Annotated in this window: 24 protein-coding genes; 8 read left to right on the top strand and 16 right to left on the bottom strand. The window is 63.3% G+C overall.

All coding sequences use genetic code 11. The features are described 5' to 3' along the window. The first annotated feature begins 138 nt into the window (after positions 1 to 138). Together E3T41_RS00255 and E3T41_RS00250 are read left to right on the top strand one after the other, a co-directional pair. A complete protein-coding gene (locus tag E3T41_RS00255; RefSeq protein ID WP_134476708.1) occupies positions 139 to 1,707 on the top strand; it encodes a PucR family transcriptional regulator in 1,569 nt (522 codons plus the stop codon). A gap of 326 nt (positions 1,708 to 2,033) precedes the next feature. Next, positions 2,034 to 2,258 carry a hypothetical protein gene (locus tag E3T41_RS00250; protein ID WP_134476706.1) on the top strand — a complete coding sequence of 75 codons (225 nt, stop codon included), beginning with the start codon at positions 2,034 to 2,036 and terminating at the stop codon, positions 2,256 to 2,258. Between the two features lie 91 nt (positions 2,259 to 2,349). Here E3T41_RS00250 and E3T41_RS00245 read toward each other — a convergent pair whose 3' ends face one another. The 3 genes from E3T41_RS00245 to E3T41_RS00235 form a co-directional block, all read right to left on the bottom strand. Next, on the bottom strand, positions 2,350 to 2,859 hold the full coding sequence (locus E3T41_RS00245) for a hypothetical protein (RefSeq protein ID WP_092450951.1): 510 nt from the start codon (positions 2,857 to 2,859) through the stop codon (positions 2,350 to 2,352). Positions 2,860 to 2,975: 116 nt separating this feature from the next. Beyond that, positions 2,976 to 3,431, bottom strand: a complete 456-nt coding sequence (locus E3T41_RS00240) for a GNAT family N-acetyltransferase (RefSeq protein ID WP_092450952.1) — start codon at positions 3,429 to 3,431, stop codon at positions 2,976 to 2,978. Between the two features lie 287 nt (positions 3,432 to 3,718). Further along, the gene (locus E3T41_RS00235) at positions 3,719 to 4,396 is read right to left on the bottom strand and encodes a hypothetical protein (RefSeq protein WP_134476704.1); all 678 of its coding nucleotides are present in this window, start codon (positions 4,394 to 4,396) and stop codon (positions 3,719 to 3,721) included. A 68-nt stretch (positions 4,397 to 4,464) separates the two neighbouring features. On the opposite strand from E3T41_RS00235, the gene E3T41_RS00230 reads away from it, so the two are divergent. Next, the gene (locus E3T41_RS00230) at positions 4,465 to 5,340 is read left to right on the top strand and encodes an acyl-CoA thioesterase II (protein ID WP_233195428.1); all 876 of its coding nucleotides are present in this window, start codon (positions 4,465 to 4,467) and stop codon (positions 5,338 to 5,340) included. An 8-nt stretch (positions 5,341 to 5,348) separates the two neighbouring features. Here E3T41_RS00230 and E3T41_RS00225 read toward each other — a convergent pair whose 3' ends face one another. Together E3T41_RS00225 and E3T41_RS00220 are read right to left on the bottom strand one after the other, a co-directional pair. Next, positions 5,349 to 6,059 carry a zf-HC2 domain-containing protein gene (locus tag E3T41_RS00225; RefSeq protein WP_092450955.1) on the bottom strand — a complete coding sequence of 237 codons (711 nt, stop codon included), beginning with the start codon at positions 6,057 to 6,059 and terminating at the stop codon, positions 5,349 to 5,351. Continuing rightward, entirely contained in the window at positions 6,056 to 6,565 is a 510-nt protein-coding gene (locus E3T41_RS00220) for a sigma-70 family RNA polymerase sigma factor (RefSeq protein WP_092450957.1), read from the bottom strand. The genes E3T41_RS00225 and E3T41_RS00220 overlap by 4 nt, the downstream gene beginning before the upstream one ends. 141 nt (positions 6,566 to 6,706) lie before the next feature. Between E3T41_RS00220 and E3T41_RS00215 the strand changes: the two genes are divergently transcribed. Further along, positions 6,707 to 7,195 (top strand): ubiquinol-cytochrome c reductase iron-sulfur subunit, encoded by a 489-nt coding sequence (locus E3T41_RS00215; RefSeq protein ID WP_092450959.1) that lies wholly within the window; start codon positions 6,707 to 6,709, stop codon positions 7,193 to 7,195. Between the two features lie 39 nt (positions 7,196 to 7,234). Here E3T41_RS00215 and E3T41_RS00210 read toward each other — a convergent pair whose 3' ends face one another. The 5 genes from E3T41_RS00210 to msrA all read right to left on the bottom strand — a co-directional run bounded on the left by E3T41_RS00210 (position 7,235) and on the right by msrA (position 11,261). Continuing rightward, positions 7,235 to 7,705 (bottom strand): thioesterase family protein, encoded by a 471-nt coding sequence (locus tag E3T41_RS00210; RefSeq protein WP_092450960.1) that lies wholly within the window; start codon positions 7,703 to 7,705, stop codon positions 7,235 to 7,237. A gap of 12 nt (positions 7,706 to 7,717) precedes the next feature. Further along, positions 7,718 to 9,400, bottom strand: a complete 1,683-nt coding sequence (gene ettA / locus E3T41_RS00205; RefSeq protein WP_134476702.1) for an energy-dependent translational throttle protein EttA — start codon at positions 9,398 to 9,400, stop codon at positions 7,718 to 7,720. 5 nt (positions 9,401 to 9,405) lie between these two features. Next, the gene (locus tag E3T41_RS00200; protein WP_241990981.1) at positions 9,406 to 9,960 is read right to left on the bottom strand and encodes a hypothetical protein; all 555 of its coding nucleotides are present in this window, start codon (positions 9,958 to 9,960) and stop codon (positions 9,406 to 9,408) included. Positions 9,961 to 10,001: 41 nt separating this feature from the next. Further along, the gene (locus E3T41_RS00195) at positions 10,002 to 10,532 is read right to left on the bottom strand and encodes a single-stranded DNA-binding protein (protein WP_134476700.1); all 531 of its coding nucleotides are present in this window, start codon (positions 10,530 to 10,532) and stop codon (positions 10,002 to 10,004) included. A gap of 204 nt (positions 10,533 to 10,736) precedes the next feature. Beyond that, entirely contained in the window at positions 10,737 to 11,261 is a 525-nt protein-coding gene (gene msrA / locus E3T41_RS00190) for a peptide-methionine (S)-S-oxide reductase MsrA (protein WP_134476698.1), read from the bottom strand. A gap of 139 nt (positions 11,262 to 11,400) precedes the next feature. Here msrA and E3T41_RS00185 point away from each other — a divergent pair, with 139 nt between their 5' ends. Further along, the gene (locus E3T41_RS00185) at positions 11,401 to 11,631 is read left to right on the top strand and encodes a hypothetical protein (protein ID WP_092450968.1); all 231 of its coding nucleotides are present in this window, start codon (positions 11,401 to 11,403) and stop codon (positions 11,629 to 11,631) included. Positions 11,632 to 11,732: 101 nt separating this feature from the next. Beyond that, complete coding sequence (locus E3T41_RS00180) at positions 11,733 to 12,503, top strand: hypothetical protein (protein ID WP_134476696.1); 771 nt, start codon at positions 11,733 to 11,735, stop codon at positions 12,501 to 12,503. Between the two features lie 79 nt (positions 12,504 to 12,582). Here the strand turns inward: E3T41_RS00180 and nadE are convergent, their stop codons facing one another. The 3 genes from nadE to E3T41_RS00165 form a co-directional block, all read right to left on the bottom strand. After that, a complete protein-coding gene (nadE, locus tag E3T41_RS00175; protein WP_104133067.1) occupies positions 12,583 to 13,404 on the bottom strand; it encodes an ammonia-dependent NAD(+) synthetase in 822 nt (273 codons plus the stop codon). Between the two features lie 1,181 nt (positions 13,405 to 14,585). Further along, positions 14,586 to 16,133, bottom strand: a complete 1,548-nt coding sequence (locus tag E3T41_RS00170) for a cytosine permease (RefSeq protein WP_198415565.1) — start codon at positions 16,131 to 16,133, stop codon at positions 14,586 to 14,588. Between the two features lie 34 nt (positions 16,134 to 16,167). Further along, complete coding sequence (locus E3T41_RS00165; protein ID WP_092450975.1) at positions 16,168 to 17,082, bottom strand: LysR family transcriptional regulator; 915 nt, start codon at positions 17,080 to 17,082, stop codon at positions 16,168 to 16,170. 71 nt (positions 17,083 to 17,153) lie between these two features. Here E3T41_RS00165 and hisD point away from each other — a divergent pair, with 71 nt between their 5' ends. Beyond that, on the top strand, positions 17,154 to 18,503 hold the full coding sequence (hisD, locus tag E3T41_RS00160) for a histidinol dehydrogenase (protein ID WP_134476694.1): 1,350 nt from the start codon (positions 17,154 to 17,156) through the stop codon (positions 18,501 to 18,503). Next, positions 18,478 to 19,341, top strand: a complete 864-nt coding sequence (locus tag E3T41_RS00155; RefSeq protein WP_370256841.1) for a nitrilase-related carbon-nitrogen hydrolase — start codon at positions 18,478 to 18,480, stop codon at positions 19,339 to 19,341. Before hisD ends, E3T41_RS00155 begins: the two co-directional genes overlap by 26 nt. A gap of 456 nt (positions 19,342 to 19,797) precedes the next feature. Here E3T41_RS00155 and E3T41_RS00150 read toward each other — a convergent pair whose 3' ends face one another. From E3T41_RS00150 to E3T41_RS00140, 3 genes are all read right to left on the bottom strand, one after another. After that, the gene (locus E3T41_RS00150; RefSeq protein WP_134476692.1) at positions 19,798 to 21,018 is read right to left on the bottom strand and encodes a hypothetical protein; all 1,221 of its coding nucleotides are present in this window, start codon (positions 21,016 to 21,018) and stop codon (positions 19,798 to 19,800) included. A 35-nt stretch (positions 21,019 to 21,053) separates the two neighbouring features. After that, positions 21,054 to 21,320, bottom strand: coding sequence for a hypothetical protein (locus E3T41_RS00145; protein ID WP_134476690.1), 267 nt, complete (start codon positions 21,318 to 21,320; stop codon positions 21,054 to 21,056). Between the two features lie 76 nt (positions 21,321 to 21,396). Then, positions 21,397 to 21,783 carry a sulfate permease gene (locus tag E3T41_RS00140; protein WP_174775264.1) on the bottom strand — a complete coding sequence of 129 codons (387 nt, stop codon included), beginning with the start codon at positions 21,781 to 21,783 and terminating at the stop codon, positions 21,397 to 21,399. Between the last annotated feature and the right edge of the window lie 126 nt (positions 21,784 to 21,909).

Genomic DNA, 21,909 nt, shown 5'->3' with positions numbered 1-21,909 from the left:
GCGGGACGATACCGCTGTGCCATGGGAGCACTGTGCCATTTGCAGCACGGAGCAATGCTAGGCAACACCGGGCCGCCGCAACATAGCCGGGTTGTATAGTTGGGGCCACCGAGCTCTCCAATCTGTATAAGGCCTCCCATGCTCCCCACACTGTGCCGCCTGCTTGCTGATCCCCAGCTCGGTCTGACTGTGCTCAGCATTGCCGAACCGGTCGCGCTCGAGGCACCGGTGGAGTGGGTACACAGCTCCGACCTCGTCGACCCCACCCCCTTCCTGTCCGCCGACCAGGTGCTGCTCACCACCGGCACCCAGTTCGGCACCGATCCGAAAGCGGATGCCGACTACCGCCGCTATGTGCAGCGCTTGCGCGACCGAGGCCTCACCGCGCTCGGTTTCGGTACCGAGGTCATTCGCAACGGCACCCCGGAGGGGCTGCTCGCCGCCTGCCAATCGCTCGGCCTTCCCCTGTTCGAGGTGCCGTATCGCACACCGTTCATTGCCGTGGCGCGAGCGGCCGGCGACCTCGTCGCCGAGGATCGCTACGCCGGGGCGACCTGGGCGTTGCGGGCACAGCGTGCGATCGCGCTCGCCGCACTTCGCCCCGACGGTTTGAGCGCGACCCTCGCCGAGCTGTCGAACCAGCTCGGCCACTGGGTCGCGCTGTTCGACGCGAGCGGCACCCTCGATCGGGTGTTTCCCCGCGAGACGTTCAGCGCAGCCCCCGACACCCGCGCGACCGTGCAGCACGAGGCCCGCCGCCTGCTCGGGCGCGGCAAGCGATCGAGCAGCAGCGTCGAGGCCGGCGGCGAGACGCTTTCCCTGCAGACCCTCGGCGGGCATGACCACCTACGCGGCGTGCTCGCGTTGGGCGGGCCGCGCGCCCTCGACCAGGCAAGCACCGAGGTCGTTACGAGCGTGATCGCCCTCGCCGGTCTCGCCCTCGAGCAGAACAACGCCCTCGATCGCGCGCAGGGGCTGCTGCGCTCCGGGCTGATGCACACCCTGCTCGGCGGTGACCAGAAACTGGTGGATCAGATTTCCCGGCAGATGTGGGGTGCACTTCCGGTCGGGCCGGTGCTGGTCGCGGTCGTTGACGCGCCGGCCGCGCGCCGCGACGCCATCACGGAGTACCTGGAGCTGCGTGTCGAGGACTCTCCAGGGCAACTGTTCTTCGCCCGCCAGGAGGACACCATCGTGCTCTGTCTCGACCGGGCGGCCGACGGCATCCTCTCGGACCTGTGCACGCTGTTTGAGTTGCACGCCGGCCTCTCGGAGCCAACCGAGTATCGCCAGCTGCCTCGGGGCCTCGACCAAGCCCAGCAGGCGCTCGCCCGGGCGCGGGAGGGCGCCGTCGGCGTGATCGGTTTTGACGTCGTCGCGCGGCAGGGCGTGCTCGCGCTGCTGGCCAGAACGGATGCCCGCGAGGTCGGCCTGGCCACGCTCGCCCCGGTCCTCGCCCACGACCAGACCCACGGCACGGAACTACTCGCCACCCTGCACGCCTGGTTGCTCTGCAATGGGCAGTTCGGGGCCGCCGCCGACCAGCTCGGCGTGCACCGACACACGGTGCGTGCCCGCATTCAGCAGGCAGAGCAGTTGCTCGCCCGCGACCTGGGGTCGTTTCCGGCGCGCGCCGACGTCTGGGCGGCACTGCTGGCCACCGATTCTGCCACCGAGACCGGCCGGACGACGAGAGAAGGGGGTTGAAGAGGATCGATACGGAAATTCACGTTTAGGCTGCACCGGTGCGGGTTCCGGCGCTGCACGGTGAAGCTTTTTTCGAATCAAACCGGCAGTGGCGCCGGCGCGCTGGATTGCACGGTAAACGGTTGACCGGGCTACCCCGTTGATACGCGGGTACCCTATAAGCATCCTGGTCAAGCTTATTGTGTGTACCGGTCAGCCCCCTTGATCAGGCATTTTCTCGGTCAGGGCTTACGGGCATCGGGCGCCGTTTCGGAGTGAACGTTGGCTCTGGCGTCCGGATCAATGGACTCTGGCCGAGGTTCAACGCAGACGTCATGGTCGCAACCATGAACAGTGTCCTCCGACCCCGCTGGGCTGAATGGGAGAGCGTCACTGCGCCGTCTCTTGTCGTCTACGCAGAAGCGGGGATGTTCACCGCTCAAGAAGCGGCTGAGTTCATCGACCGCGGCCGAGACGTGAAACGAGTTGATCTCGCCGGGGCGTCCCCCGACGGACACCTCGATTCATTCGACTCCCGGATCATCGCACTGCGTACATTCCTTCTGGCTTGACATTGTCTCGATCAAGGTTCCGCCTCTGGTACGCGCGCTAACGGCAATGATGACGAGCCTGGATCCTTCTTTGACGGTTATCTCCGGACGATCACCCCGTGTGGACGATTTCCCACAAATCTCCGAGAGTCACGGTGAGCTGCTCTTCACTCGGGCAATCGTCGCACAACGACTGAAACTTGCCGCGCTCAGTTTCACTCGCGCCGTGCTGATCGAGGTAGTGCCGACGTAGCGGGCCATCAGCGACGCCGACCGGACGCCGGTCCATCAATCTGCGCGGTGCGTGATCATGGAAGATCAACTGTTCTTCGAGCTCCGGCCGCATCGCCAGCGCGAGCTCAAGCTGACTCGTTGTCGCCGCCCAATGCCTCACTGTGGACTCCCGTACTGCCTCTTCGGGGTCATCGATCAAGGCTAGGAACACGTCAGCCGGCAACACAAATGGGTAAGCGCCAAGCTGCCACCTCACAGAGACGTCATCGGACCCCGCGGCCGCGCGAAGCACGTCATCAGGAAGTGGAACCGGAGGCACGAACGTCCTGCGGTACTCAGCATCGTGTGCCGCAATCAGCGCCAGCTCAATGTCATCATCGTCTGCCATTCGTCAATGATGCTTCCTGACGTTCATTAGCACCAGCCCCGGGCGCACCACGGGCGGACGTGCCGCAGGGGGGTCCACTTACGGTTGAACCCCTGGATGGCGTTGGGCGGATCTCGCTAGAGAAGTCGGCTCCACGCCACTTCGCGTTGGAGCTGCCCGGATTCTGTAAAGAGCCGCACCTGATGCGTTGACGCGAGTGCGATCGCGAGTTCGTTCCTGTCTGCCGAGACGAAGCCGACCTTGTGCCAGAACGGGCCGGATCGTCGGCTGAAGAGCCAGGCTCGAGTTGCTCCGGATTCGTCGGCTCGGTCAAGCGCGAAGCGCGCCAATTCGAGGCCCTTGCCGCGACCTCGGAGTGCCGGATCGACAGCAACGCTGCGAATGAGGACGTGATGGTTGTCGTCGCTGCGCTCGTAGCCGGTGCTGGCGACGATGCGTCCGGTTTCTGCGTCGCGTGACGTCCACAGTCGCACGGAGGGGGAATTGAGCCCACTGAGCGTCAGGTCAGCGAGTCGAAGGAACTCGGTCACTTCGTCGAGATCCTGGGGAGTCGTGGGCGTCAGGTGGAGCATTGCTCCACGATATCGCTCACGTAGATCAACTTGACCGGCACTGCAGGGTTGACTGCGTGTGCCGTGCCATAGTCTGTGGCTGGGGAGCGCGGGCATCCGTTCTTGAAGAATTTCTTGCGGGCGACAGAACGGAACGAGTATGGAATACAGCGGCAGTCGCATGATCAACGCAGATGAGATCGCAGCGATCCGCTGGCCCGGCCACGAGATAGGGCGCGCTTAAGACCCCGGGAAGCATGACGCCCGACCGAGACGGCCAGCAGCACAAGCCTCCGGGGTGATCGTTGCTACGGCTGGAGGGCCCAGGGCTTGCGCCGCACCAAAACGTGACCGCGACTCGTGCTGAGGCGGGTCCACAGGCCCGACTCGTAGAGCTGCACCGGTTCGTCGGCAGCGAGAAAGCCGAGGCTGAACGCGGCAAACCCGGCGCCGGTCGGCACGAATTCGAGTCCTTCGACCTGACGGCCCCACACTTCGGCGCGCACCCGCTCGACGATCATTTCGCCGGTTCCTTCCGGAATCGCCGCAGCGACCTCGTCGATGCCGGCGCGGGCGGCGGCTTCGAGATGCGCGGCCGTCGTCTGCCCGTGCCGGTCCCAGCCCCCCTTGGGCGGCGAGATTCCGGCCCAGGTCACGGTGTTCACCTCGAGGGGAACTGTCACCGTCACCGGCAGGGTCAGGTCGCTGGTCGTCGATTCGAGCCGTTTGAGGCGCTCGATCAGGGAACGCACCGGCACGACCTTGTCGAGATCGACCGGCGTGGTCAACGCGAAGGTGCGCAAGCCGAGCACGGTCGGGCTGACATCGAGCAGGCCGCGCGGGTAGAAGATCGCGGTGTACACCGCGATCACCCCCTCCGATGCGATCAAGCGCACGGAACCATCGAGAACGCGACCGGACCGTGACAGAAACACGATCAGATCGCTGAGGGACTGGGAATCGGTAAGAGTGAATGACTGGCTCATCACCTTCTAAACTACCAAGATGCGCCACGACCGTTGGCCGCGCACGCAAACTTGCCAGAGGAGACAGCATGCACAAGCCGATGGAAGGCCTTCTGGCTGTTCTCGATCTGACCGACACCGGAGCCCGCACCAACGAAGACATCTTCACCGGCCCTTCCCAGTGGATGCCGCTCGGTCGCGTCTTCGGCGGGCAAGTTCTGGCCCAGTCCCTCGTCGCCGCGATGCGGACCGTGCCCGATGAACGCCATGTGCACTCGATGCACGGCTATTTTCTGCGCCCCGGTGATGTCAACCAGCCGATCACCTTTTCGGTCGAACGCATTCACGACGGACGCTCGTTTTCGACCCGCCGCACCCAGTGCTATCAGGACGGTGTGCCGATCCTGTCGATGATTGCCTCGTTCCAGGACGCCGATGAAGGCCTGGAGCACCACATCGAGATGCCAGCAGACATTCCCGACCCAGAAAGCCTGCCGACGGCATCCGATTCGCTCGCGCACATCGACCATTCGGTGGCGCGCTACTGGGCAAGCGAGCGCCCCTTCGATATGCGCCACGTTCCCTCTCCGATCTACCTCAAGGTCAATGGCGAGCACACCTCGCGTCAGGCCGTATGGATGAAGACGTTTTCGCCGCTGCCGGACGACCCCGACGTGCATCGCGCCGCGCTCGCCTACGCGAGCGACTACTCGATCATGGAACCGATCTTGCGTCGGCACGGCGTCGCATGGGCCTCGCCGGGCCTCAAAGTCGCGAGCCTCGACCACGCCATGTGGTGGCACCGCTTCGGCCGGGTCGACGAATGGCTGCTCTACGTGCAGGATTCGCCGAGCGCGCAGGGCGGTCGCGGCCTCGCCACCGGTAGCATTTTCAGCCGCGACGGCGTACTTCTGGCCACCGTGGCGCAGGAGGGCATGTTGCGCGTGCCCATAATCCTCGAATAGTTCCGCAGCTACCAGCTCGGTTTGGACTCCAGCAGCACGCGTTCGTCGGGCATCCACCGGATGTCCACGCTCGCGATATCGTCTTCGGCGACACTCGTGGTGCCCGCGGCGGTGATCGTGGTGCCGGGGCCGGCAATCCAGCTGGCCACCAGCCTCTCGTCGCCGGCGGTGTCGGTCACGAACAGGGCGTAGGGCTGCGGGCCGAAGTTGTTGCCGCTCTTCGCGTAACTGCAGCTCGCGTCGATGCGGGTGCCCCAGTTTTCGCCGGTGAGGCGAAAGCTCGCGGTGAGCGGACTCGGGACGACGGCGGTCATGGCCACGGCCGGTTCCCTGGCACTGGTGACTCGCTGGTCCAGCCAGCCGGGCACCATCAGGGCAGCGGATGCCGCGATCGCGGCGGCCGCAAGCACGGCCCCCACCGTGCGCCGGCGGGCCCGCCGGGAGCGGACCCGTGCCTCGGCCAACAGCCGGGGCAGCAGTTCGGCGGACGGCGATGTGCCGGAATCCACTGCCGCACCGGTCGCGTGACCGAGCTGCGCAGCTTGATCCAGTGGAACCAGAGCGAGCAGCCCGGGCAGCCCGGCGAGGTGGGCGACGGCCTGACTGCAGGCGGCGCAGTCGTTCAGGTGTCGTTCGTAGTCACGCCGGTCGCCCGGCGTAAGCGCGCCCAGTACGTAGGCGCCGTCCCAGTCTGCGTACCGGTCAGCAGGAGTGGTCATCGCTCCGTAACTCCTCGCTCTTGCAGTGCGAGACGCAGGGCTCGCAGGCCATAGTGCAGCCTGGATTTCACAGTTCCTTCGGGAATATCCAGGTGTCGTGCAGTCTCCGCGACGGACTGGCCTTGATAGTAGGCGTAGACAATGACGGCCCTATGGTCGAGCGAGAGGTCGGTGAGGGCATCCGCTACCAGCCAGGCATCGAGCAGGGCGTCGGTCTGATCGTCGGTGGGCAGTTCGGGCAGCTGGTCGGTCGGCATCTCATGTCGGGCGCGGGCCGAGCGTCGGTCGTCGATCACCAGGTTTCGAGCCACCGTGAACAGCCACGCCCTGGCCGACACCTCGGTCTGATCGAGCAGGCGTGGCCGGCGCCAGGCGCGCAGCAGCGTCTCCTGCACCACGTCGTCGGCGAGGGCGGTGTCGTGGGTCAGCCGCACAACATAGCGCCACAGAATAGGCCCGTGCGTGTCGTGGAGGGCACGCAATAGTTCGGCACGCTCATCGGCCATGGCCTACCTCCCCTGCTAACACGGAACCGGGGCCATTGCGGTTCAATTGACGTCCTGAAACACTGAACCGAACCACCGGCCGCTTCGTTGATAGCTGAAGCAGCGCCAACCTACCCGCTAATACGTTCCTCAAGGAGAATCATGGCCCCGGCAATCAACCTGTCCCGTCGAAGCATGATCCTAGTGGGGGGAAGCGCCGCCGCAGCGGTCGCCCTGGCTGCCTGTAGCAGCACCCCGGATACCGGTACCGCCTCCACGGACGCGTCCCCGACCGAGACCGAGAGCGCGACCGATCCGACCGGTTCAGCCACGGATCCCGGCGCGGAAACTGCACCGGCCGGGACCGAGGTCGCCAAACTGGCCGATATCCCGGTTGGCGGTGGCATCGCGGCCACCCTCGATGGTCAACCAATCCTGCTCGCCCAGCCGACGGAAGGCACGGTCGTCGCCTTCAGCGCGATCTGCACGCATCAAGGCTGCAAGGTGGAGCCCGCCGCCACCGAATTCGACTGCCCGTGCCACCAGTCGCGCTACGACCTCGCCACGGGTGAAGTGCTCGGCGGCCCGGCACCACGCGCACTGGACCGAGTCACCGTCACTGTCGCTGGCGACACGGTTCTGGCCGGTTAACGATCCCGGTAGGCGCGGCGATCGATGGCCCGCGCTGGCTCATCGGCGGGCAAACTCGATCGGTTCGTCGAGGTAGGGAGTCCAGGCGGCACGTTCGGCATCGTTGATGCGGCGCGGGCGTTCGCTCGTCGCATCGACGAGCACGATGGTCGTGTTCGCCCGCGCATACAGTATCTCCGGCGTGACCCCCTCGGGGCTGTACACCTCATAGCAAACGTCGAGGCTCGCGCCACCGAGCTTACCGAGCCACAGCCGCACGTCGAGCGGCTGACGCAGGTAGGGCACCGGCGCCAGATACTCGATCTCCTGCCGGGCGATCAGCGTCAGGGTCGCCGCGCCCGGACGCCCGTCGAGCACGGCCGTGCTCGCGCCGATCGCCCCGTCGTCTTCGGTCACCCAGAAGGCCAGGATGCGCGCCTCTTCCAGCAGGCGCAGCATCTCGGAGTTGTTGACATGACCGTAGGCGTCGAGGTCGGACCAGCGCAGACGGATCGGTACGTGCAGCTTCACTTGCTTGACTTTCTAGTCGCGAGTGAGCTTGCGGTAGGCGGAACGGTGCGGCTTGGCCGCGTCGGGGCCGAGTCGTTCGATCTTGTTCTCTTCGTAGGACTCGAAGTTGCCCTCGAACCAGTACCAGTTGGCCGGGTTTTCGTCGGTTCCCTCATACGAGAGGATGTGCGTGGCCACCCGGTCCAGGAACCACCGGTCGTGGGTGATCACCACGGCGCAGCCGGGGAACTCGAGCAGCGCGTTCTCGAGCGAACCAAGCGTTTCGACGTCGAGGTCGTTAGAGGGCTCGTCGAGGAGCAGCAGGTTTCCGCCCTGCTTCAGGGTGAGAGCCAGGTTCAGGCGGTTGCGCTCGCCACCGGAGAGCACGCCGGCCTTCTTCTGCTGGTCTGGGCCCTTGAAACCAAAGGTCGAGACGTAGGCGCGCGACGGAATTTCGGTCTTGCCGACCTGAATGTAGTCCTGGCCGTCGGAGACGACCTCCCACAGGGTCTTGTTCGGATCGATGCCGCCACGGTCCTGGTCGACATAGGAGATGTTGACCGTGTCGCCGATTTTCAGCTCGCCGCCGTCGAGCGGCTCCTTACCGACGATGGTCTTGAACAGGGTGGTCTTTCCCACACCGTTCGGGCCGATGATGCCGACGATGCCGTTGCGCGGCAGGGTGAAGCTGAGATTGTCGATGAGCATGCGCCCGTCGAAGCCCTTTTCGAGCTTGGTCGCGTCGATGACCTGGGCACCGAGGCGCGGGCCAACTGGAATCACAATTTCTTCGAAGTCCAGCTTGCGGGTGCTCTCAGCGGCGGTGACCATCTCTTCGTAGCGGGCCAGACGGGCCTTCGACTTCACCTGACGGCCCTTGGCGTTGGAGCGCACCCACTCGAGCTCGTCGGCGAGACGGCGCGACAACTTCGCATCCTTCTTGCCCTGCACGAGCAGTCGTTCCTGCTTCTTTTCGAGGTAGGTGGAGTAATTGCCCTCGTAGGGGTAAAGGTGTCCGCGGTCGATTTCGGCGATCCACTCGGCAACATGGTCGAGGAAGTACCGGTCGTGGGTGACGGCGATCACGGCGCCGGGATACTTGGCGAGGTGCTGCTCGAGCCACAGGACACTCTCGGCGTCGAGGTGGTTAGTGGGCTCATCGAGCAGCAACAGGTCGGGTTTCTGCAGCAGCAGCTTGGTCAGCGCTACGCGGCGCTTCTCACCACCGGAGAGGTTGGCGACCTCGGAGTCACCCGGCGGGGTGCGCAGGGCATCCATGGCCTGCTCGAGCTGGGAATCGAGGTCCCAGGCATCCGCTGCATCGATCGCTTCCTGCAGAATGCCCATTTCGGCGAGCAGGGTGTCGAAGTCGGCGTCAGGTTCGCCAAGAGCGAGGCTGATCTCATTGAACCGGTCGACCTTGGCCTTGATCGGCCCGACGCCCTCCTGCACGTTTTCGAGCACGGTCTTGCTCTCATCGAGCTGCGGTTCCTGCATCAGGATGCCGACGGTGTAGCCCGGGGAGAGTCGCGCCTCGCCGTTGCTGGGGGTATCCAGACCCGCCATGATCTTGAGAATGGTGGACTTTCCGGCGCCGTTCGGGCCGACCACACCAATCTTGGCACCGGGGAAAAAGGACATGGTGACGTCGTCAAGAATCAGCTTTTCACCGATCGCCTTGCGAGCGCGGACCATTGAGTAAATAAATTCGGCCATAATACCTACCAGTCTATTTGTCGACTGGACCCAACCAGACACAAACCGGTCGAGAGGATCGGCGCGACCACGCTGTGGAAGCCGTCGCTGGCCGGGCCGATTTGACCGATCAGGCATTCGCCGGCGAAGCGCACGGAGAATTGTACGGAGTCGGCGACGAGATCGGCCTGGGTGCGGTCGAAGCTCACTTCCATCGCGCTGCGGTCGAACCCGCCGGCGACGAGGGCGTCGATGTAGGCACGGCCGTCAGCAGCGGGGTTGGCCTTGGTTACCGCCGCGGCCAGAAAGTTGAAGTAGACCAGATTCTCCCCGGCGGTTCCAGTCGGTACCAGCGCCGGGTCGGGCGCTGGAGTAGCCGAGGAGTCCGGTGTCGCCGACGTAGTGGGCACAGCGGTGGTCGCGGCGGGCTCTGCGGGGACACCGGTACACGCGGCGAGGCTGACGCCGAGGAGCAGCGCAGCGCCCACCGCGACCACGGCGGACAGGGAGAACCGCGAGCGGCCGGCGCGCCGACCGGCCGTAGTCACGACGAACTGATCCTGCGGTTGTGGTTCTGCCACGATCACGTGTTGCCTCCCCCCGTCCACGCGCGTGGACGATGTTACGAGTCTAAACGCGCGTAGGCATCCACATCCGCGTCGGTGTCGATCGGTACAAAGCCGTCTCCGGCCGGGTCGACCTGCCCGCGCTCCGCCTCGAACGCACTGGCCGATTCCTCCGATTCAGGGGATTCCACCGGGTCCGGCTCAGCCTGATCGGTGCTGGTACGCGAGGGTGCCACAGAGCGCACCGGCGTCGTGGTGTACCAGGTGAGGTCATGGCCGACAGAGTCAGCAATGATCTCCACGGAAGTTCCGGATTTCTCGGCGTTGGTCCATTTTCGAACGACCAGCCGTCCGGTGACGACAATGTGCTCGCCTTTGTTGAGCGACTTGCCCGCATTCGTGGCCAGCTGGCGAAAGGTCTTGACGGAATACCAGCAGCTTTCGTCGACGATCCATTCGTCTTTGGCCTGGTTGTGGTGGCTCTGGCGGGAGGCCAGCCGAAAGGAGGTGATCGGGGTCCCGTTTTTGCCGAAAGTCACACTGGGATCGGTGCCGATGACTCCGGATATCGTGATGTGGTCGCTCATGGTTTCTCCCGGCACGGTTGTCGCGAAGACGCTCGTTGGGCGCTCGACAGAGAGTGAGCGCACACGGCCCGGGAACGACAACTCGTGCCAGTCTTCGTCGCTCCCGGGTCGCACACTGCGAGTGTGCCGCCCCCATGGGCTGCGACGGATCGATTCAAGCGAATCAGTGGAGAATCCCGCCGACGAGCCGTTGTGGAGAAGAAACTAGCCGACGAGGTACTCGGAGTACGACTTGCGAATCTTGTTGACTTTCGGCACGGCAACGGCCATGCAGTAGCCCTGCCCGGGGTTCTTGTTGAAGAAGTCCTGGTGGTAATCCTCGGCATCGTGGTAGTCGCCGAGCGGTTCGATTGTGGTGGTGATGCCGGAGCCCCACCACTCGCTCGCCCGAGCGCGGGCCGTCTCAAACAGCCGCTTCTGCTCATCATCGCTGTAGAACATGGCCGACCGGTATTGGGTCCCGATATCGTTGCCCTGCCGGTTGAGCTGGGTCGGGTCGTGCAGTGTGAAGAACACGTCAAGGATGACGCTGGCCGGAATGACCTCCGGGTCGAAGGTGACCGCGACGGCCTCGGCGTGGCCGGTACGCCCGGTACAGACCGCTTCATAGTTCGGGTCGGCGGTGGTTCCGCCGGTATACCCCGACACGACCTCGCTCACACCGCGTAAGACCCGATAGACAGCATCGAGACACCAAAAACATCCACCTGCGATCACAAAAGTTTGCACTCCTCCACCCTAACTCGTCCGGCGTCGCCGCTGCCGAATGCTGCGTCAGCATCGCCGACTGTTCGCCGAAAGCGGATGTCGGTGGTCGCCCATACGGTGGATGAAACAACCGCGGCCGGCCGAAGCAGAAGGAGCAATCATGACCACTCTCATCGCACCGATCGCCCGCATTCGTGGCCGTGACTTCATCCTCGTGCGCGAGGGACTGTGGCGCGTCGTCGACCCCCTTGGCGCTGTCATCGGCTATCTCGAATGCCACGCCGGCATCGACGGCGACCGGTACAGCGCCCGCAGAATAGTCTTCGCCACGCGCACGCGCGATCTCGGTGTGTTCTGCCGCATCGAAGACGCCATCGATTGTTTCCGCTAGTGCTCTAATAGGTGCCGCGCTGCACCCATTGGTTCCAATTGCGTGGGGGCACGCCGAGGCTGGTCCCGCAGAACAGAAACTGCGCGGATAAAATCCTCGACATGGAATGGTGGAATAGCTTCGTAACCTGGCTCACAGACGTCAGCACAGAACCGGTGGTTTTCAGTGCAATCGTCTTCATTGGTGCGATTGTCATCGCCAGCGTGCTGGCGGCGTTGATCTCCCGGGGGGCCGTCAAGCGGCTCCTCACTCAGCGGGATCGGGAGATCAAGGTGGCCGCGATCGCCTCTCTCGTCGATGCCGCCACCGAGGCATCCGTTTGGAATTCACTGACCCCGCAGGAACAGGTCATGAGCGAACGGGCCGTCGGACAGGCCGACATTCAGGTTCGGCTGCTGCCGATCCGCGGTTCGGGCATCGCCGCGAACTGGGCCGCCCACGAGTTGTACGAGCTCAAGCGCACCTCGGCCACATTCGGGTACCAGCTGGAACCGGCTTTGGTCGAGTTTCGCGACCGCCTGGTGGAGTGGCAGAACAAGCCCGGGCGTGCCCGCAAAATCTTCCAGGGCGATCTCGATCGTTGGAAGGCCCAGAATTCCGGCGCCGAGAAGAACCTGCTGGCCGAGCAGGAAGCCTGGGTTGCCCAGCAGCACCACGACCAGCACAGTGCGGCAGAGTCCGCCCCCGCACCGGTGCGAGCGGCAGCGCTCACTCCTGCGGCGGTCAACCGTGCGCCGGCAGCCACTTCGACGGCGGCTGCGGCTGCGGCCGACGCATCACCGGAGACCCAGCGTCTGCTCGACGACGTGAACAAGCTCGAGGTGCGCAGCACAGACCCGCTCACTCGTTCGTCCTCCGCACCGACCACCTAGGTCAATCAGCACCACCTGAACAAGCCGGTCGGCGCTCTCGCAGCACTGACCGGCTCGTTTTTTCGTCGCGCTGGGGCGCTTACTGCCACCAGTCGTCAAACAGCGAAGCTGGCACTCGCCGCTTATGCTCCGTACTCAGGAAGCGTGCTTCGATTGCCTCGGCCACTTCGTCCTCGACCGGAAGCCCCTCGAGAAAATCGTCGATGTGGTCATACTGCAGCCCCAGATTGGCTTCGTCGGTCTGGCCGGGCGTGTGATCGAGCAGATCAGCGGTCGGGTCCTTCAAATAGAGCTGTTCGGGGGCGCCGAGCTCCATCAACAGGGCCCGGCCCTGACGCTTGGTCAGGCCGGTCAGCGGGAGAATATCGGTGCCGCCGTCGCCGTACTTGGTGAAGAATCCGGTGACCGCCTCGGCAGCATGGTCGGTCCCGACCACGAGCAGGCCGAGCTGGCCGGCGAGCGCATACTGCGCGATCATGCGGGAGCGCGCTTTGACATTCCCCTTGGTGAAGTCGGTCATCGCCACGTCGAGGCTTGCAAGAAACTCGGTTTCGAAACCTTCGACGGCGAGTTCGATATTGAAGACGGCCTGCGATTGCGGGCGGATGAATTCCAACGCGAGTTGCGCATCCGCTTCATCGCGCTGCACCGCGTATGGCAGGCGTACAGCGACAAAGGTGGCCGGATGACCCTCGGCGACGAGATCATCGATGGCGAGCGCACACAACCGGCCGGCCAGGGTGGAATCCTGGCCGCCGCTGATGCCGAGCGCCAGGCCCGCAGCGCCGGTGCGCTTGAGGTAGTCCTTGAGAAATTTCACCCGGCGGCCAATCTCGGCGGCCGGGTCGATGGTGGGTGAGACGTTGAGTTCCGCGATGATTCGCGCCTGGAGTTCTCGCATACTTGAATCTAGCAATCCTCGAGAATTAGTGCTGCCGCAGCACCCAGACGGCAGGCGAAGCCTTGGCCTTCACGTCGATTCGCGCCACACTGGCAACCGCTCGTATCCAGAGTCAACGACAAGAGTGAGGCGGATATGACACGACGAACAAAAGCACCGCTGCGCTGACGATATTGGGCCTGGTCTTCTTCGGCCTCGGCGTTTGGAGTGCCGTCAGCGGCGACAACGTGTTTTATTCGGTCGGAATGCTGGGGCTCGGTGTAGCCCAGACGATCTACTACGGCCGAAGATACATTCAGCAGAAACGCGCTCGCACCTGATTGTGCCGTTCGCTACAGTGCGGTGCCCCCGGTAGGAATCGAACCTACGACAATCGGATTGCGGCGGACCCTTTTTGGCCGAGCGACTCTCATAGCGAGACCTAGTCTGATCTCGATCTGATCAGGAGTTCCCTGTGATATCTGTTGCAATTCTATCGCAATGCTTCGGCCCATCTAGGCTGGTCTCGACGCAATAAACGTTGAATAAACGTGCGCGGATCAAGTCCTTAGGCTTGGTCCCAAACCCGCCCAGTCGACACACGATACCGAGCGCGAGCCGAACTCCTGATTTCGGGCCTACACACACCTCCGCGAGCGCATCGATGGGTTAGAGCTGGTACCTGAACTAATGGTCACAGACCCCTGATGCGACGGCTCTATCTAAAGAGATCATCCCCCCAGGACGTGACCTCCCTCTAATTCGTTGAGGGGATGCCCGTCGGAGACGGTGGTGGCTTCGGGAGATGCCGAACGATGGGTTCGGGTGCGCGGCATAGGGCGTCGTGAGCACCCGGGGTCGAGGGTGCTAGTCCGGGCTGCTCATCGAAATAATATTCAGGCGGGTCAGCACCACGCACTAATCGTGAAACCCCCTTCTCCTCGTTAAAAAAACTGAGAGAAGGGGGTCTCATGGTGGCGCTTGCGCGATTTGAAAAGCCTATGAAGCCCTCACGGACGCACCGAGATGGCCGTCCAATCGGCTGACTGCGCGATCTCTACGTCAGCTGAGGGTGCAAGGGAGCGAACCAAACTTCCAAGCAACCACGCCTGAGCGCGGTTTGGGATGGTAGCACTAGCACCGAGGTGACAAGTAAGACAGTTCCAGAATAGGGCCTCGCCTGCCCTATGCGGGCCCGTCAGTCACGCCCTCGGCGCAAACATGACCGCTTCCTCTCCATGAAGAGCCATGTCCTCGTCGGCAGCCCGCCGCTCGCGATCATGATCAATGCCACGAGCGAGGATCACGTAGGCGACAGCGGAGGCTGCCAACCCAACGAACAAGGCGAGGTCGGCGCCGCCCAGGCTTTCTGCGATTGGCCCGGTGTACCAAGCAGTAACCGCGAAAGGAATCATCGCGACGATGCCGATTGCGTAGGCGGTCATGCCACGCCAACCCCAGTTGCCATAGATACCTCCCGGCTTGAAGATTTGTCGGATGGCGTACTGGCCGCGCCGGACGAAGTAGTAGTCGACCAGGTTCACGGACGTCCAGGGCACGAGAACGTAAAGCAGGATGACTAGGAAGCTGCCGAAGTTCGCAAGAAAGTCGCCCGTGCTGACTAGTGCACCGAAGAACGCCGCCATTGCAATCAGCGTGCAGGCAACTATTCGCACCGTTCGTGTCGGCCGAATGGGACGAATCGAGTCCGCGATCGTGATTAGTTCCATTGCTGCGGCATAGATATTCACGGTGATGACGCTGATTAGACCCGGAAGAGCTGCCAGGAGGAGCCAGAAGCCCGAACCCGGCAAAATCATATCGGCCGCGTCTCGAACGCCGTCAAGTGGGCCTGCCGCGGTGAAGACCGCCGCGATGAAGGCACCCAACACCATGAGCCACACCGCACCGACAAATACTCCACCGTAGGTGTGGAAGAGGGCTTTTCCAGGACGAGTTTCCGGGGGGAGATATCGGGAATAGTCCGACACATAAGGCGCCCAGCCCAAGGCGTACGCTGCAGCCGCGCCGAATTGAACGAGGAACGCCGGCCAGTTGAAGCCGTCAAAGGATAGCTGGGTGGGGTCCAGCGGCACCGCGACGATCGCCGCCACCGTGAATATTCCGAAGGTCAGCAGGAACAGGAGGGTTAGCCACTTCTGAGTCTTGTGGATCCAGTGGTAACCGAAGATTGCGAGGACGAGGGCGAGTGCGCTGATGACGAAGTACCAGAGCCCGTTCGCTTCGACACCAGTGGTCATCGTGAGAATCTCGCCCGCCAGCATCTGATTGAACATATTGAAGCCGACCAAGCTGAACACGACGACGGCGCAGATGAGAGCGACCCCGCGGAAACCAAACTGGGCCCGGGATTGAATCATCTGCGGCAGGCCGAGCTGCGGACCTTGTGCTGAGTGGAACGCAGTGAAAATTGTCCCCACGGCGACCCCGAGCACGATCGCAGCCAGTGAAGTCAGAAACGAAGCACCGAGAGCAGCACCGAGCATGCCGGTGGCAAGGGTTGTGACATTCGCATTCGACATGAACCAGAGCGGGAAGAGGGTCCAAGGCTTACCCCGCCGCTCTGAAATGGGCACCCAGTCAATCGAGCGTGACTCAATGGCGTTCGGCAGCGCTGCGGACGGCAGCGTGTCACGTGGATGGGTCATTCTTCCCCTTGATTTGGACGGTGAGAGCGACAACCTGCGCTCGGTTTTTTTCAGAATAGGGGGACCAAATTCGCTGCACAAGACGATGCGGACCTATATGAACCATAGGCTGAGGCTATAGCGGATCGGTGCTCAATGACGGGGCGCGCAACATCTCTGTCGCCAATCGCGCTAGCTCAGCTGTGGCCGGGGACAGAGTCGCCCCCTCGCGCGTGATCAGTGCGATGGTGTCAAAGAGAGGTTCTGCGAACGAGACCGTACCCACCGATGCGGGAAATCCAGCGCTCGACGCGACAGCTCGCGACAGAAGCGTGTCTCCCATGCCCCGCGCCACCAAAACCAGCGCTGACTCAACATTCTCAACCTCGATCATCGGCTCCAGTCGCACCCCGATCAGTTGGGCACGCTCAGCGAGCTGTCTGCGCGTTGGATCATTCCAGCCGTAGTGGGCGTCGTAAAGAATGAGTGGCGCGTCACCAATCGCCGCGATCGTCATGGGCGCTTGAAGCCGACGAGGATCCGCGCTTGCCCAGACCACCTCGTCGCGAAGCAGCGGAGTCACGGACAAACCGTCATTGTCGATCGGAAGAACCGCAAGTCCGGCTTCAAGCTCGCCGCCACGTACGCCGTCAGCGACCTCTACCGAGTTCTGGCCCACGAGCCGCGTGCGAACGCCCGGGCGTTCCGCGTGAAACCGTTCGGCCAGATCCGAGAGAAAGTAGTATCCGGCGTTTCGCAAAACGCCAAAGGACGCGACACCGCCCGTAATTCCGCGCAGCGCATCCAAGGTTTGCCTCGCGCCGTCCACGCCGTCCACGACCCGACGCGCCCACGGCAGCAGTTCTTCCCCAGCAGATGTCAGAACAAGGCGCCGTCCCGTTCGCGCGAATAGTGGCAGCCCCCCCTCCACCTCGAGCTTGCGAACGAGTTCAGACACAGTCGGCTGGGCCGTGCCGAGGGCCAGCGCTGCCGCGGTGAAGGACCCGAGGGTCGCAGCGAGCAAGAATGCCCGCAGTTGCGTGATTGTCATAGCTTTACCCTATGCCACTGATAGTTTACCTCGGTCTTGTCCTCCGAGAAAGAGCCACCTAGGCTCGCCTCATGCTCTTTACATCCGCTGCCCTCCTTGCCGCCGCCGGCTCCTATCGCCATCTCAAGACTCCCCGTCTGGACGGCCCTGCCGCCCAGCGTGACCCAAAAGTGATCGCCACTGTCTCCGAAATGCTCAGCACCATCGAGGCAGGGGGGATGGATGCAGTCTTGCAATACGCCGCGCAGCTGGACTCTTGGACCCAGTCCAACGTTGAGCTGAGCGCCAAGGAACTCGCTAGTAGCGGAGATCGGCTGCCGGCCGACCTTCGCGCGGCGATCGAACTGGGCGCGTCCCGAACACAGGCCTTCGCCCGTGAGCAACGCACCCAGCTCAAGGACTTTGAAGTTGAGCTTGTGCCCGGGTTGATCGCGGGTAGTCGCTACGTTCCCATCTCTCGGGTTGGAGCCTATCTTCCTGCCGGACGGTTCCCACTTACCGCGAGCGCTTTCATGACGGTCGGCGTGGCGAAAGTTGCCGGTGTTCCATCCGTCCTTGCGTGCACACCGCCGCAGCCGAACGGTCGGGCCAATGACGCCGTGTCGTATGCGGCGTACCTCTCCGGAGTGGACCGTGTGTTCATTTTGGGAGGAGTCCAGGCTTTGGCTGCGATGGCTTTCGGGTTGCTCGGCGAGGCGCCGGTCGACATGCTCGTCGGGGCGGGGAACGCTTATGTCGCCGAGGCAAAACGACAGTTGTTCGGCACTGTGGCGATCGATCTGCTGGCCGGGCCGTCGGAAGTTGCAGTCATTGCCGACCACACCGCCGATGCTGAACTCGTTGCCGCTGATCTTCTCGGTCAGGCCGAGCATGGCCCCAACTCACCGGCCGCCCTGATTACCACTTCCGAAGAATTGGGCCACGCCGTCATTGCCGCTGTCAACCGCCAGCTGGAAACGCTTGAGACTGCCTCCATTGCTGGGGCGGCCTGGCGTGATTATGGCACCGTGACTGTCGCTGCGAACCGCGATGTCGCCATTGCGCTAATGGACGACTTGGCTCCCGAGCATCTCGAGGTAATGACCGACGATGACGATTACTACCACGACAACCTTCGCAACTATGGCTCCCTGTTTATCGGCGCCTGGAGCACAGTGGCCTACTCGGACAAGGGCATGGCTGGGACGAACCATGTTCTTCCCACGGCAGGGGGCGCGAAACACAGTGGCGGTCTGTCCGTCTCACGTTTCCTGAAACCACTCACGTATCAGAGAATCGCCCCCCAAACGACCTCCGAACTCGCACCGGCAGTCGAAATAATTTCGGCGTCTGAGGGCATGGCCGCCCACCGCGCAACCGCCAGCATGCGGACAGCACGCGCCTCCGCACTGATGTATGAGTCGACGGCAGCCAGCGTTTAGGCTCATGATGCCCAACGAACCGACCGCGCCAGAGACCCCGGAGACACGACACGTTCGTGTCCGCTGCCATGAACTCGCGCCCCAGCTGGGGCAGTTATCCGCGAATCTCACGATGATCGAAGATGCCATACGAGCCGCTGTCATCGATGAAGTGGACCTGTTGGTCCTCCCAGAGCTGTCGACCAGTGGGTACTACCTACGCAGCAAGGATGAGGCCACGAGCTGCGCCATCCCGATTGCGCATCCAATTCTGGAGCGTTGGGCCGGTTTGCTGTCCCCGACTATGACTGTGGTTGTGGGCATCTGCGAATCCCGCAATGAAGCGCTATTCAACACCGCGGTCACACTCGGGAGTGGCGGGGTTCTCGGCGTGTATCGGAAGACCCATCTATGGGACGGAGAATTGACAATATTCACCGCGGGTCGAGACCGACCTGCCGTCACTGAGACGCCGGTCGGCCGGCTTGGTGTGCTGATCTGTTACGACCTCGAGTTCCCAGAAATGCCTCGTTCCCTCGCAGTGGGTGGTGCCGAAATGATAGCCGTGCCCACAAATTGGCCTTTGGTGCCAAAACCGTCGGGGGAACACGCACCGGAGGTAATTCAGGCGATGGCCGCCGCCCGAAGTTCTCGCGTGGCAATCGCCTGTTGCGATCGACGCGGCGCCGAATTGCACAATGAGTGGACCCAGGGAACATCCATCATCGGCTCAGACGGCTGGCCGACCGGGACCCTAGACGGCGATCGAGTCGACGCCCTTCTGGCAATCGATCCGCATCGCACCACTATCAGCCCACGGAACAACGTCATCCAAGACCGCCGACCGGCACTCTACTGAGCCCTGACCGAGGCATCCTTCGCGCCGGTGACGCTGTAGCGCACGAGCGCCCTGCCACCGCCGCGTCATGTCATGTCCTCGAGCAACACCAGCTCGTCCGTGTCCTTCCGACGCGAGAACATGAGTCGTACTTCGCCGTCCTGAAACGCAGCGAGAACTTCAGCGATGTGGGCCATGTTTGCACGTTACGACCAACCACTGACATGGCGTACCTCGCTCGGGACCGGCGAATGCCGATCTGGTCAAGGCGGTTCAGTCGCTGCCATGGCCCGCCATTCACTGCACTCCCCCATTTGGATCGGAGAATCAGTATCACACATCGAGTGGCCGTGCGGTGCAAGGGCCCGAGCAGGCCATAACAGCGATCGACGTCAGGGATTCCACCGCGTCTCGTTGGGATCGCACTCAGCGGGCTTCTGCCGCGACGGCCCACAGATCAAGGCTGTGGCTCTGCGTTCACCTTTGCACCATCGGGTCGAAGCTCACAGGACGTGGGGACGTGACGGTAGGGGTAGCCAGGCGATCTTGGATTGAGGCTCCAAGTCGAAGCCCCGCAATACGCGCCGCACGGCGAGCGTCATCGATCGTCAGCTTATTCGTGGGCACGCGCTGGACCACTTCACGCATCGCGAGTTGCACAACAAGTGACTCGACTTGCGCACGAGGTTTTCCCCGAAGATTCCGTGCGTGATTTTCTATCTCCGCGTCAAAGCGCAGCCGAACATTATCGCTGTGTACATGGGCGACGACAGTTTTAACCAGCCAATGAAACTGCAACTGCCGTTCCTCCCTCCTCACCTCAGCCTTCGTACTCCGCACGGCCGCAGCAACGTCGCGGCCGGTCAGCAGGTCGACCCGGCGCATCCGCTCTGCGACTATTTCGACGGCGCGGGCGTACACGACGTCTTCCACCGACACGGGCGGAAGGCCGACACGGGCACGCGACGATACATAGGCTTCGGCGAACTCGCGCATACGGGCACCGTTCTTGAGCATGTGCTCGGTCAGCGATTCGGCGAACACGGTGAATTGCCGCAGATGCTCGGGCCGCGACGGATCGTTGAAATACGCGTCGGCGTCGCGCTCGTTGGCCCGACGCTCAGCCGCCGTCGCGACATGAATGCGCTTCGGCGGGAGCCCGGCTCGACTCAAGCTGCGCTTGAGACGGCGCGCGGCAGCGTTTGCCTCCAGCTCTGACTGGTAAATCTCCGGGTCGCTGCGCCGGTTGCGCTGCAACTCGGCACGGCGCTCCTTGTTGCGCTCAGCCCACTGCCGGGTGATCTGCTTCGTGCGCTCGGGGTCCGCATCCCGCCTGGCCGCAGCCCGAGCGTTCACCTCGTCACGATGGGCCTCGTAGTAGCGGTTGTAGTACTCGCGCACCTTGTCGCGATTCTCCGCCACCCACCGCTGCTGATACTCCCGCCGACGCTCCGGATGGTCCACACGCCACTGCTTCGCCCGCTCCCTCCCCCGCGCCCGCACCTCCACCTCCCGATGCCGGCGAGCGGCGGCCCGACGCATCGAGTCGCGATTGAGCTCCCGGGCCCGGTCAAGGTGTTCCGACCGCCAGAGCCGATTCAGCTCGCGGATCCGGTCGCGGTTCGCCGCCACATACTGTCGCCGCTCCTCAGCCGCATCATAACCAGACGGATACTCCGCCAGCGGCTTCCTAAGCACGGAGCCTTCCTCAGATGGGTCGTTCATGATCGCGGCTACTCGGCAGGCGGCGGGGCCAGCTCGATGACGAGCGCAAGAAGTTCGGAGCGATGCGCCGTCGGATTCGTGATCACACGCCCGACCGCGACTCGGAGCCGCTCGGCGTCCTCGTCCGCCATCCCGGCGACGGGCTCCAGGCAGTAGGCAATGTCGTTCTGCAGGCTGGGGCCGTCATCGTCGACAGCGACCTCCGGAAAGTAGAACAGAGCAGCCAAGGCGGTGCGGCTGAGCAGGTCGTCGAACTGCTCCTGCGGGATCGTCATAGTGAAGCCTCCTGTGCGCGGACGTGTGTGAGCCAATCATGCCGCTACCAAGAGGTACGCCAGCCCGGACGTGCCGTTAGCCGCGCCTCGACACGAGTGTGGGCTCGGCGAAGTGATCGACGTCGTCGGCGAGCAGCGTCCTGGTCATGCGGTGGCGTGCCACGGCTTCACGAACGCGTACTGAGATCAACTTCAGGAGGCTGATCGGCCCGATCAAAACAAACTTGAGTGTGTTCCACAGAAACAGCAACACGAGCAGGTCCAGCCAGCCCGCACCACCGGCTTCAATCTGGGCTCGGCAATAGTCAGCAGCGATCGCATACGGAACGGCGAGCAGCATCGCCGGCACACCCCACTTCAGCCCACGCCGCGTATTGACCGCGTCGATCACGATGGTGGTCGGCATGAACCGGCGCAAGAAAAAGTAGCTGTGGGCCGTGGCGGCCAGAATCAATGCGAACATGGCGCAATCTTTCAGAAGCCCTCTCTGTCAACCTTGGATAAGGCACCGGGATCGTCCCGAATAGTGTCGTAGAGGGCGGGGAAGGAGTTCCCCTTGACGAACGCAGGAATGACAGGAGTCAGCTCG

It is taken from the genome of Cryobacterium sp. Hh38, from assembly GCF_004403235.1.
Taxonomy (GTDB): domain Bacteria; phylum Actinomycetota; class Actinomycetes; order Actinomycetales; family Microbacteriaceae; genus Cryobacterium; species Cryobacterium levicorallinum.
The sequence above is the reverse complement of the archived record's forward strand: the minus strand, read 5'-3'. Positions and strand labels throughout refer to the sequence as shown.